Consider the following 12301-nt stretch of genomic DNA (forward strand, 5'->3'; position numbering starts at 1 on the left):
TCTATCAGCGGCTCACGAGTCGGAAATCGCGGGTGTCGTTCGGCGCGATGGTCAGCTTCTTGTAGCGCACCGCGTTACCGTCGCCGCGATCCACGTACAGGTACCAGTCGCCGGCGGGCAACGTCAGGTCGAACTCGCCGAATTCGTTCGCTTTCGCGTACTTCCGATCTTCGTGATTGTCGGCGTTCACGAATACCAGCTTCGACCCCGCCTTCGGCGTGAGTTGATCCTTCTCGACCACTTCGCCCCGCAGGCGTGCCGGTCGGCTCGCCGTGTTCGCATTTGCGGGCAACGACTTGCTCGCCGAGGGCTTATTCGAGGTCGCCGGCGGCATCTGGCGCGGGAAGCTGTTGCCCGTCGGCAGGTCGGTCGGGTTGATCGTCTCCGGTGTGCCGGGGCTCGTTTGCGAGCCTGCCGGCGGGGCGTTGCGGAACTCGTCGATCCGCGGGGCACCGATCGGCGGGGCCGGCACGGTGTAGTACGACGAGCGGCGCGTCGGTGGGTAGTAGTACGTCACCACCGGCGTCGTCTCGGTCACTTCGCGATAGCTCCGCACCGGCACGAGGCGGGTCTTCTCGACCATCCGCTCGACCGAGTTGCACTGTTCCTTCATCACGTAGGACGTGCGCGGGACCGCGATCTCCTGGCAGCTTTGCGAACAGGGGTCGTAGTACGAGGTGTAGCTGTAGCTCTTCACCGGCTCCCAGTAGTACGACTTCACCGTCTCCTTGACCGGCACGCGGTACGACTCGCGCCGCCATTCCGTGACCGGCTGGTAGTAGCTGCGTTGGACGTACTCCACGCGGCGCTCCGGTTGGGCACAGCAGGCGTCCGGGGCGGGAGCGGGGGCCGCGTAATAGCTGGTCCGCGGGCGGTCGTTGCACGTCAACTGGAACACGTTGTTCCAGGCCGCTTGGGTGCTCCCCGAGGAGGCCGCCACGACCGACAGAACCAGCAGCATTGAACCGAGCGTGAATTTCATCGTTGTTACTCCTGAGTCAGTCCTCCCACACTTTAGAGTAAGTTGAAGCGATTGCCGTACCAATCTTTTTCAAGATTCCGATAATCGCTGCCGACATTCGCCGTCGCGAGAACCGTTAAATTCCGCCCATCCTTCACGGCTTCGCCAGCTTCCTGTCAAATTCGAAAGATGGCGAAGCCGGTGAATTGACACAGACTGAATCGTTTACCGAAAATGTTCACGGTTCTGGAGATGGCCATTCGGAAGTGAAGCAGACTTTGACCCGTTGATGACCCACTCGCTTCTCGATAAAAGCGATGTGGGCAACTCGTTCAGCGCCTCTTGTGGTGCGTCTACGTCCCACCAGGCGACGCAACACAGGCAGCCGCCCGGTTCTTCTGGGCAGACCGCCATGCGGTCGCGCCACCGCTCGACCCACCCTTCGGCAACCTCCCATTCACCGGGGCGGTCCACGATGACCAGAACCGTTGCCCGGGGCATATGGGAAGTCTCCGAAAAATGTTTGAACACCTCAGTCTCAACCCGCGGCCTTCTTCAGCGCCTCGACGGCGGCGGTGTAGTTCGGCTCGCTGGTCACTTCCGGCACGTACTCGGCGTATGTCACGCTGCCGGTCGGGTCGACGACGAACACCGAGCGGGCGAGCAAATTGATCGGCAGCGGCGACTCTTCGAACAGCACGCCCCAGTTCTTGCCGAACGACTGGTTGTGCTGGTCCGAGAGCGTTTGCATCGTCTTGACGCCTTCGGCCCCGCAGAACCGCTTCTGGGCGAACGGCGAGTCGAGGCTGATCGTGTAGCACGCGACCTTGTCGCCGAGGGCGTTGATGGCGTCTTCGAACTTCTTCGTTTGGGTGCTACACACCGGCGTGTCGATCGACGGCACGACGCTGAACAGGCGGGCCTTGCCGTTGCTGTCGGCGAGGGTGACGGCCGCCATCGCGTTGCTGACGCACTTGAAGTCCGGGGCCTTTTGCCCGACCTGGACCGCGTCGCCGGCCAGCGTGACGGGGTTGCCCTTGAAGGTGACGGCTTTCGCACGAGACATGAGATTCTCCCGAGTTTGGGGTGAGGTTTCGAACCCTGTCATGATAGGTACGCCGGCCGATTTGGAACCCGGAGCGGTAGCGACGGGGTGGCAGCGGTTCCAACCCCGTCACTACCGCTCCGGGTTCCAGAGGAGGCTGGTGGCGAAAAGTCGCCACGGGCGGTAGGCTGAAGGCGTGCCCCTGAGGTTTCCGCATGTTCCGTTCGCCGTGCCCGTTGCCCGCCCTGATCCTCTGGTGTCGGGCGTTGCGCCACGGCCTGGACGTGGGCCTGTCGCCGGTCCGCGTCTTCCGCCAGCAGGCGAAATCCGGCCCGGCCGTCTTCCGCCCCGTTGCCGAGCGGATGGCCGACCGCCTCGATGACGGGGATTCGATCTCCGACGCGCTGAAGCCGGAAGCGTGGCGGTTCCCGGTGCTGTTCGTGGAACTGATTGCCGTCGGCGAACAGGCCGGCCGACTGCCGGTGATCTTCCAGGAACTGGAGCAACACTACGAAGCCGTGCGAGATGCGCAGCGGAAGTTCATCTCCGCGCTCGTCTACCCGGCGATGATGTACGTCGGCGCGATCGGGGTGCTCACCCTGTTGATCCTCGTTCTCGGCAGTATGTCCGGCGTGAACGGCAAGCCGATCGACGCCCTCGGCCTGGGCTTGGTGGGGGCCGGCGGCGCGTTCCTGTTCCTCTTCTACGCGACCGGGTTCACGATCTTCGTCCTGGGCACGCTGTTCATCGTGTCGCGGAACCCGAACGCGAAGGCCGCCGCCGAAGCCTACGGGCTCAAGATTCCCGGCCTCGCGCCGGTGGTGCGGGCGTTCGCGCTGCACCGCTTCTCGATGGCCGCCCACATGACCATCGAGGCCGGGTTGAAGGCCGACCGGGTGCTGAAAAGTAGCCTCCGAGCGACGGCGAACAAGGCGTACCAGGCCGAAGGCGACCGGGCCGCGAAGCTAGCCCGCAAGGGGAAGGAGATCGTCGAGACGCTGTCGAAACTCGGCCCGACACTGTTCCCGGACGCCTTCGTGCAGGCCGTGGCCATCGGCGAAGAGAGCGGCCGCCTGGCCGAAGTGATGCTGAAGGAAGCGGAGATTTATCGCGAGGAGAGTATCCGCGGCATGAAGGTGCTCGCCCGCATCGTGTCCGGGCTGGTGTACGCCGTCATCGGCATCCTCGTAATCGTGTGCATCTTCCGGGTCTTCAATACCGCGTACATGGGCCAGATTCAACAAGGGCTCGACGCGGCAGATGACCACAACAAGTGGCTCCGCGGCGGATAACCTCTCCGTGTGCGTGCGCCCCCACAGGTCGCAAGCTACGGGTGCTGCCCCCGCACCACGCCGCTCGGCACGATCACGGCCACATCCGCGAGTCCCCACGGCGTGCCGCCGACGAGTTTCTCCCACAGCGTTCGCGTCGGCCGGTCGAGGCTCAGCGACTCTTCCACCCGCAGCGATTCCGGCATCGCCTCGCGGAAGGCGTCGAACGAGTGCCGGTGCGTGAACAGGATCACCGTCCGCGGCCGGTGGTGCATCTCCACCATCAGTTGGTTCACGTCCTTGCTCCGCACCGCGTCGAAATCGGATCGCTGGGCGTAGAACGCGACCGAGTCGCACCCCCGCGGGTACGTCACCACCGGCGTCACAGGATCGGCCACGAACTTCGCCACCAAGTCCGGCCGCCCGAACGGCGAGCGGGCCTTCGCGTACTCCGGGATCACAAAGCTGTTGGCCGCGAACAGGAGCAGCGCGAAGACCGTCACCAGCCCCTTCGTCGCGAGGCGCGTGTCCCACTTCGACCGGGTCACGTATTCGCCTAGCGCGAGGCAGAGGAACGGGAACGCCGGCAGGATGTACGTCGGCAGCTTCGACCCCGATACGCTGAAGAACGCCACGCACCACAACCCCGCGAGCAGCCAGAAGCCGCCGGCCGCGGAACGGTTCTCGCCGTTGCCGAACAGCAGGTTGCGACCGTAAGCGACGAACAGCACCGTTCCCGGCAACAGGCCGCCGAGCAGAATCGGGGCGTAGTACCAGACGGGTTGTAGGTGGTCGAACGGCTGCACGAACCGCATCACGTTGTGTTCCCAGAAGAAGTACTTCAGGAACACCGGCTCGCGAAGGTAAATGGCGACGTACCAAGGCACGTTCACGCTGAGGACGATGCCGGCGAAGAGCGCGAGGTTCTTCCAACCGACGACGAGCCGCGACGCCGAGAGGAAGCCAAAGGCGACGAGCGGCGGGAAGAGCAGGATTTCCGCGATCGGTCCTTTCGTCAGGAAGCCGAGACCGGACGCGACCGCCGAGGCAATCCACCAGCCGCGCTTCAGCCGCCCCGTTCGGACGGCCTCGAAGCCGCAGAGAACCGAGAGCGTCACGCACAGCGTCAGCAAGCCGTCGAGCAGCAGTAGCCGCGCGACGGCAAGGTATCCAGGGGCGACTGTAAGAAGCAAGGCCGCCCAGAACGCGGAGCGTTCGCCGAGCGACCGGCGACCGATGAAGTACACGGCCAGAATCGTGAGGTGCACGCACAATGCCGGCACCAGCCGGGCCGACGCTTCGCTGACGCCAAAGAGGGTGTAGCTGATCTTCACCAGCCAGTACATCAACGGCGGCTTGTCGAGGTACGGCTCGCCTTGCAGCGTCGGCACCACCCACTCGCCGCGATCGAGCATCTCCTTCGGAATTTGGGCGTACCGCCCCTCGTCCGGTTCCAGCAAGTGGAACGACCGCACAGGGTACAGCAGCACCGCAGGCAAGACCAGGATCAAGAGCAGCGACGCGAGTTTGACGCGGGAATCGACGACGGCCGTGCCGGGGAACAGGACCGTCCGCCACAGGTACGACAGCCACGCGGGCAGGGATCGGGGTGCGTCGGCCGTCGTCATGCGTCTCCTCCGGGGAATCGGGAGGAGGGTACGCCAACGGGAGGAAGGTCGTCAACGCGAAGTGAAAAGTCGAATACCGATTTCACCACAGAGGGCACAGAGAACACAGAGGAAAAGCAGAAGGTTGGGTTTGGTCTTCTGAACAGTGTTCGGTTCTCCTCTGTGTTCTCTGTGCCCTCTGTGGTGAATCGCCTTTAACTATGCCGCAGCCTGCGGCTCGTCGGGCCAGTCGTCGATGCGGGTGGCGACCTGCTTGCTCACGCCGCTTTCCTGCATCGTCACGCCGTGGAGGACGTCGGCCATCGTCATCGTCCGCTTCTTGTGCGTGACGATGATGAACTGCGACTTCTCGCGGAACTCGTTGATGATGTCCGCCAACCGCCCCGTGTTTGCCTCGTCGAGGGCCGCGTCGACTTCGTCCAACAGGCAGAACGGACTCGGCCGGCTGCGGAAGATCGCCAGCAGGAGGGCGATGGCCGTCAGCGTTTTCTCGCCGCCGGACATGAGCGAGATGCTGCGGAGTTCCTTGCCCGGCGGGCGGGCCTGAATCTCGATGCCGGTTTCGAGGATGTCGGCCGGGTCTTCGAGAACGATGTCGGCCATACCGCCGCCGAACAGCTTGCGGAACAGTTCCTGGAAGTGGGCCGTCACCGCCTTCAGCGTCTCGGCGAACAACCGGCGGCTGTCGGTGTTGATCTGCTCGATGATCGCCAACAGGGCCGTTTCGGTCGCGGTCACGTCCTCGTACTCTTCGCGGTACTTCTTCTCGCGGGCTTCCTCGGCGGCGAGTTGTTCGAGGGCTTCCAGGTTCACGCTGCCGAGTTTCGTCAGTTTGCGCTTCAGGTCGTCGATCTCGTCCTGCATCTCGTCGAACGGCCGTTCGAGGTCCGGCGAATCCTGCTTCGCGAGTTCGGTCAACTCGATCTGATAGTCTTCGCGGAGGCGACCGGTGATGCCGTCGCGGCGGTTGACGAGGTCGCGGACGGTGAGTTCGTGCGCGTGGGCCTGGTCCTGCCGCTGCTTCCAGGCGTCGCGGACGGCCCGCAATTCCTCCTGCACGCGGTCGCGCTCAGCCCGCAGGCTCTCGCGCTTCGCGGACCACTCGGCTACGGCCTGCTGCCGCGTCTCTTTGTCGGTGTAAGCCTGGGCCGCCGCAGCCGTCGCCCGGAGCATTGCAAGCTGGCTGTCGAGGAGGCGGGATTGCAGCGTGCGCTCGGTCGAACTCAGGTTGATCGCGTCGATCTTCCGCTGCCGCGTCTCCGACTCCAGTTCCGCGCAACGGGATCGCAGGGCGGCGAGTTGCTGCTTCACCCGCGTGAGTGCCACCTGGGCGGCCGTGTTCTCGGCCTGTCGCGTCTCGCGGTTGGCCTCGGCCGCGCGAACCTGTTCGTCGGCCTGCGCGAGCCGTGTTCGCAGCTTCGCCGACTCTGCGTCCGCCTCCTCGGCGAATTGCTTCGCGTCCTGCCACGCCGTCTCGGCCCTCTGAAGATCCTTCGCGGACACCGCCGCCTCGCTCAGTGCGAGTTCGGCCTGCTCCGTCAAGCGTTCCCGCCGCTGTCGTTGGTCGGTGATGCGGTCGCGCAGCGTCCCGGCTTCCCCGGCGAGCGTCTGAATCTCGGCGTCCCGGCCGCTGATGGGCGCGTCGAGCGCGTCGGCCTGGTGCCGGAGCTTCGACTGCTCCGTTTCGAGCGTGAGGAGGCGGGCCTCTTGGTTGGCGATCTGTTCTCGCAGTTCTCGCAGTTCGCTCTTCCGCGACACAATGCCGGCGTCCGTCCGCGGCGGGCCGACGGTGATCGTGCCGTCCGGCTCCAGCAGTTCGCCGTGTCGGGTGACGAAGCGGTGCTGAGGGTGCAACGGGCGAAGTTGCCGGGCGGTGGCGAGGTCGTCCACGATCAGGACGTTGCCGAGGAGTTGCCGGGGCAAGTCCGCGAAGTCGCAGGCGACGAGATCGGCCGCGGAAGGCTCGGAGGCACCGCCGGCCAGTTGTAGCGGAATGAAGCCGACGCGGCCGGGCAGGTTCGCGAATTGCTGAAGCACCTCGTCCACCGCCTCGCCGCGGACGACGAACCGCTGAGCCGCCTCGCCGAGGGCGATGTCGATGAGCGGGGCCACGTCCCGCGGCACGGTGAGCAGGTCGGCGACGAGCCCGAGGACCGCGGGTTGGGGCAGCTTTTCCAGCACCGACCGCACGCCGGCCCCGATGCCTTCGAGGCTGCGTTCGAGGTTCTCCAGTACGTCGGCCCGGCCGCGGAGGGCGCTGCGGAGTTCGCGGAGCGAGTCGAGTTCCGGCTGAATCGCGTCGGCCTGCCTTCGGAAGCCGGCCTGCCGGTCGTGCAACTCCGCGAGGCCGAGGCGGGCGGCGGCAAGGCGCTGTTGCACGTCGGCGTCCGACCGCGAGAGGTCGTCGAGCGCCTGGCCGATGGCGTTCGCCTCGGCGGTCTCGCGATCGGCTTTGGCCTTCATGCGGGTCAGTTCGCGCTGGAGGCGTTCGACCTGCGACTGGTTCATCTGGGCCGACGAATGAAACTGGGCCGCCCGGCCGACGACGGCGAACTGCTGCTCGCGGTCGGCCTGCGCTTGCCGTGTGAGTTCGGTGATGGTCGCCGTCACGACGTTCAGTGCCGAGGCGGCGGCATCGGCGCGGTCTTGTTCCGCCTCCACCGTCGCGGCCGAGTCCGTGGCTTCGGCCGTCGCCTTCGCGAGTTCCGCCTCCAACCGCCGCAGGCGGATCGTCAGTTCGGCCCGCTGCTTGCCGAGGCGAAGGCTTTCGCCCTCCGCGTTCGCGAACTGCTCGCGGCCCGACTTCACCGCCGCTTCGAACTCGGCGATTTGTTGCCGCGCCTCGCCCAATCGCTTCTCCTGCACCCGCAGCGATTCGTCCGCCCGGCCGAGGTCCCATTCGAGCTTGCCGACGGTCGTCTCGCCGGCGTCGGTCTGGGCCGTTGCGTCGGACACGGCCGCCCGCAGGTTGGCCAGCACGCCTTCCTGGTACGTCAGCGTCTCGGCCAGTTCCCGGTACTCGTGCAGGCCGACGCCGATCCGCAGGTCGCGAAGGCGGGCGTGGTGCTCCTGGTACTTCTGCGCCTTCGCGGCCTGCGCGGTGAGCTTTTGCAGGTTCTTTTCGAGTTCCTGCAGGATGTCGCGGACGCGATCGAGCTTCGCGTTCACGTCTTCGAGCTTACGGAGCGTGTCCATCTTGCGAACGCGGAAGCGACTGATGCCGGCGGCCTCCTCGAAGATGTGCCGGCGGTCCTTCGTACTTGCGACGAGGAGCGCGTCCACGCGGCCCTGCTCGATGATGCTGTACGCCCCCTGGCCGGCCCCGCTGCCGAGGAACATTTCTTTGATGTCCTTCAGGCGGGCGAGCGTGCCGTTGACGAGGTACTCGCCCTGCCCGTCGCGGTAGACGCGGCGGGTGAGTTGAACCTCGTCGCCGTCGAAGTTGAGTTGCCGCTTGGCGTTGTCGAAGGTCATCGTCACCTCGGCCATGCCGAGGCTCTTGCGGGTGGACGAGCCGTTGAAGATGACGTCCGACATTTCGCCGCCGCGGAGCGACTTGGCCGATTGCTCGCCGAGAATCCACTTCACCGCGTCGACGATGTTCGACTTGCCGCTGCCGTTCGGCCCGACGACGGCGGTGACGCCCGGCGCGAAGTCGAACCGCGTCTTGTCCGCGAACGACTTGAAGCCGATGAGTTCCAACCGCTTCAGCATGTGCCACCCCGACCGGCGAGACTACCAGAAATCATAGGGGTTCTGCAACAGGCGTGCGCGGAAAGTGAGACCGATGTTCGGCCGTCAGTAGTTCACCTGCATTTGGCACCGGAGGACGTCGCCGTGGAAGTTGCGGTACGACCGCTCGCCGGCATCCGCGACGGGGTCCAGACTGACGCCGTTGACGAAGCCGTACTCGACGACCAGTTCCAACTCCTTTCGAATCTGCCACTCCACCCCGAGGTCGTACTCGTCGTGCGTCCCGTACGGCGAATTCGCGATGGACCGGTACCCGCCCCGGTAGTGTTGGTACCGGGTGAAGGGGATGAAGATGCCGGTCCGGGCCGTGTCGTACTTGTACATCGCCATGACGTATCCGCCCGAGAGCGACCGCCGCTCGACCGCCGTCTGGGCGTCGTTCAGCCCCGGCCCCTCGCCGACGTTCCATTCCGCCTGGAACCCGATCGGCTGCGGGTACCAGACGAACGACGCGGCCAACCGCTCCTCGCGGATGCCCGGCGGGCCGACGCCGGCCGGCGTGACGGCGTCGCCCACGCCCAACGGGTGGATCGGCGTTCCCCGCGCGACGTACCGTCCGGCGAACCCCTGCAAACTCACCTCGACGGCCTGCCCGCTGGCCAGCAAAAACGGCCATGTCACCCGGGCGACCGCGTGCAAGCTGCGGTTCTGGTCGAGTTGCGACCCGCCTTCGCCGTCGTACACGCCGAACGCGAAGATGCCGTAGTTGCCCGTCCCCTTCAACCCGCCATCGACCAGGTCCTTGAGCAACTTCTGCTTTTCCACCGGCGTCCAGTAGTAGAAGACGCCCAGGTCCCGCTGGTTGGGACTGTCGCCGGAGTCGATGGCGTCGCTGCGGTCGAGCGGCACGCGGTTGCCGCTGGACTGCATTTCTTCGAACCCCCACGGGATCTTCGACTGGCCGACGCGGAGGCGGTTAACCTTGTCGTCGTCGAGCGAAATGTCGGCGTACAGGTCGCGGATCTGGGCGAAGTACGTGTTCGACGACCGGTCGTCCGGGCCGTTGGCGAAGTCCGACTGGAAGTACACGAGTACCCGCTCGCTGACGTCGGCCGAGAGGATGAGCCGCGCTCGCCGGATGGAGAAGGTGCCCGTACGGTCGCCGATCGAGCGGTCGCCCAACAGGCTGGGCGGTGCGGAGTCCGGGGCGCGGCTGATCGCCCGGCCGTACCGGAACTGGCTATACCCGCGGATGGACAGTTTCTCGTACCAGTGCTTGCCACCTTCGCCGGGCTGGTGGAAGGAATCGAACAAGGAATCCGCTGCCTTGCCGTCCGGGTGGAACGAATCGTACAGGACGGACGAAGCGGGCAGCAGGCCGTCATCCGGAATAGGCGACGTCGGTGCGGGAACGCCGGTCGCTTTCTCCGGCGGCTTATCACTCGGCCTCGCCGCGGGGGCTTCCGGGGTCAACAGTACGGGTGCGTTCAGAACGACCGGCGTGGAATCCGGAGACTGGGCGTTCGCCGAAAGTAGGAGGCCGAAGTTCGCAAAGATGGCCGCGATCTGCGCCCACCCCCACCCTCGAAATTGAGCCACGACTTACCCCCGAGGTCGTTACCATCGGGGGCGTCTTTATCGTTTCTTCACAATCGACACAAGCCCCGTTTCGAACGGCACCTGAGCGAGTTGAACGAGGAGTCCCACCCACACCCACCCCGACGGGCGCGACCGCTCAGTCGAAATCGACCCAGTTCAGGGTAATCTTTCCGAAGTCGCGGGCGGCCAGCGCCTTCGCGGGAATCTGAATGTGCAGCCGGCACCCGGCCTGGTTGGTCAGTAGGATCAGGTGCCGCGACTGTTTCGACGGCGTCGGATCACCTCCACTCGTGCCCCGTGCGTAGCCGAATAAGTTGTTGAAGTTCAGCCTCCGGAGGTGGTCCACGAGCGGATCGCGGGCCTCCTCCGGAATAGCGTCCCACACCTCCTGCCATGGGCCGCTCGTGTCGGGCAGATCGAGCGTTTCAACGAAGGTCAGCCGTAATTCTTCGATCGTGTGATTCCCCTCGGTCAACGCTGTTGGTGGCTCGGTTCGCACCAACTTTGATGGGTCCGGGAAGAACACGGCCAGAGCGCCGACGGCGTCGGGGTTGTCATTCTCGATGTCCTGGAAGCAGAAAAACGACAACACGCCGGCGGCCGTCAGCTTAAGCACGCGAGCTACCTGCGAGTCGGCGATGTCCGCGAAGTTGAGCTGACAGAGAAACCCGGCGAGGCGATCGGTACCGCCGGTGTCGTCGTTGTAGATGGCTTGACAGTCGCCGCCCGGTGGCCACACGAAGTCAGTCGGCAGATCAGGGAGTCCACCGATCTTGCTCGCCCCGACCGGTAGCGCACGGCCGATGAAGTCCTCTCGCATCCGCAGGGCCGGACGCGCGAGCGGCAGCAGTTTCTTCTTGAGTTTGATGGCTTTATCGGGCGGTTGCTGGGCGTGGGCGATCGCCACCTGCTCGACGAGGCGGAAGCCGATCAGTTCCAGCCACTCCTCGGACAGCGTCCGCTTCGCCCGCGGGAATGAGATCAGCCACATTTCTTTCGCGGCGGCCACGTAGTCTCGCAGGAAGCCGGCCCGCTTGTCGTCGCGGTCTTCCAGCCAGTCGGCGTACACCAACTTCACCACGTCGTCGGCGAGATTGTCCACGACGGCCGCGAGCATGTCCGACTCACCGGGCAGCAGTTCCAGAGCCATCGCTCAATCCCGCAGTTTGAAGCGGACGATGCACCACAGGGCGTTGAAGGCGTCCTTCAGGCCGATCTTCTTCCCCTCGGCGTAAGTCCGGCCGCTGTAGCTGATCGGCACCTCGTACACCCGCCACTTGAACTGCCCTTTCACCTTCCGGGCGACCTTCGCCGTCACCTCCGGCTCGAAGCCGAAGCGGTCGGACTTCAACGGCATGTTCTGGATCACCTCCCGCTTGAAGACCTTGTAGCACGTCTCCATGTCGGTTAGGTTCAGGTCGGTGAAGATGTTCGACAGCATCGTCAGGCCCTTGTTGGCCAGCGAGTGCCAGAAGTACAGGACGCGGTGCTTCTCGCCGATGAACCGGCTGCCGAAGACCACGTCGGCCTGGCCGTCGAGGATCGGCTGAATGAGCTTCGGGTACTCGGCCGGGTCGTACTCCCAGTCGGCGTCCTGCACGATGATACAGTCGCCGGTGCAGTGCTTGAAGCCTTCGCGGAGGGCAGCCCCCTTGCCCTGGTTCACTGGTTGGTGGAACACGCGGACGTTGTCGTAGTCGCGCACGAGTTTGTCGAGGATGGCCGGCGTGCCGTCGGTGCTCTTGTCGTTGACGAGGATCAGTTCCTTCGGCATCGGCACGGCCTGCACCCGTTTCACGAGGCCTTCGAGCCACCGCTCCTCGTTGTACACGGGGATGACGACGGACAGCTTCCAACCGGGCGGGAACGGGTAGAGGCCGACCTGCCGGCACGCGGACGCGCCGAGGAGTTTTTCGAGGAAGGCGATGCGGTCGTTGTGCGGAGCGGCCGCGAGATGGTCGGCAACGGCTTGCAGGTCCACGTTCGGGGGCATGCGAGAATCCCCGATGTTTTTCAGGGCGAATCCGTTTGCGGTCGTCGAAGACATCAGCAGCCCACCTCCTGTGTGCGAATCGGCCCGGTGCGATTGAGGGAGTTTATGCAA

General features: G+C 65.2%; 8 protein-coding genes. 1 reads left to right on the top strand and 7 read right to left on the bottom strand.

Annotation, left to right across the window (positions count from 1 at the left end; all coding sequences use genetic code 11):
* Positions 1-4: 4 nt before the first annotated feature.
* Together PX52LOC_RS13085 and tpx are read right to left on the bottom strand one after the other, a co-directional pair.
* The gene (locus PX52LOC_RS13085) at positions 5-982 is read right to left on the bottom strand and encodes a hypothetical protein (RefSeq protein WP_149110513.1); all 978 of its coding nucleotides are present in this window, start codon (positions 980-982) and stop codon (positions 5-7) included.
* 517 nt (positions 983-1499) lie between these two features.
* The gene (gene tpx / locus PX52LOC_RS13090; RefSeq protein WP_149110514.1) at positions 1500-2027 is read right to left on the bottom strand and encodes a thiol peroxidase; all 528 of its coding nucleotides are present in this window, start codon (positions 2025-2027) and stop codon (positions 1500-1502) included.
* A gap of 194 nt (positions 2028-2221) precedes the next feature.
* Between tpx and PX52LOC_RS13095 the strand changes: the two genes are divergently transcribed.
* The gene (locus PX52LOC_RS13095; RefSeq protein WP_149110515.1) at positions 2222-3298 is read left to right on the top strand and encodes a type II secretion system F family protein; all 1077 of its coding nucleotides are present in this window, start codon (positions 2222-2224) and stop codon (positions 3296-3298) included.
* A gap of 35 nt (positions 3299-3333) precedes the next feature.
* Here PX52LOC_RS13095 and PX52LOC_RS13100 read toward each other — a convergent pair whose 3' ends face one another.
* From PX52LOC_RS13100 to PX52LOC_RS13120, 5 genes are all read right to left on the bottom strand, one after another.
* Complete coding sequence (locus PX52LOC_RS13100; protein WP_149110516.1) at positions 3334-4905, bottom strand: ArnT family glycosyltransferase; 1572 nt, start codon at positions 4903-4905, stop codon at positions 3334-3336.
* Between the two features lie 198 nt (positions 4906-5103).
* On the bottom strand, positions 5104-8619 hold the full coding sequence (smc, locus tag PX52LOC_RS13105) for a chromosome segregation protein SMC (RefSeq protein ID WP_149110517.1): 3516 nt from the start codon (positions 8617-8619) through the stop codon (positions 5104-5106).
* Positions 8620-8703: 84 nt separating this feature from the next.
* Positions 8704-10197 (bottom strand): porin, encoded by a 1494-nt coding sequence (locus PX52LOC_RS13110; RefSeq protein ID WP_149110518.1) that lies wholly within the window; start codon positions 10195-10197, stop codon positions 8704-8706.
* Between the two features lie 136 nt (positions 10198-10333).
* Complete coding sequence (locus PX52LOC_RS13115; RefSeq protein WP_149110519.1) at positions 10334-11347, bottom strand: TIGR02996 domain-containing protein; 1014 nt, start codon at positions 11345-11347, stop codon at positions 10334-10336.
* 3 nt (positions 11348-11350) lie between these two features.
* Entirely contained in the window at positions 11351-12190 is an 840-nt protein-coding gene (locus PX52LOC_RS13120) for a glycosyltransferase family 2 protein (RefSeq protein ID WP_149110520.1), read from the bottom strand.
* Positions 12191-12301: the final 111 nt, after the last annotated feature.

The organism is Limnoglobus roseus, assembly GCF_008254045.1.
Classification (GTDB): domain Bacteria; phylum Planctomycetota; class Planctomycetia; order Gemmatales; family Gemmataceae; genus Limnoglobus; species Limnoglobus roseus.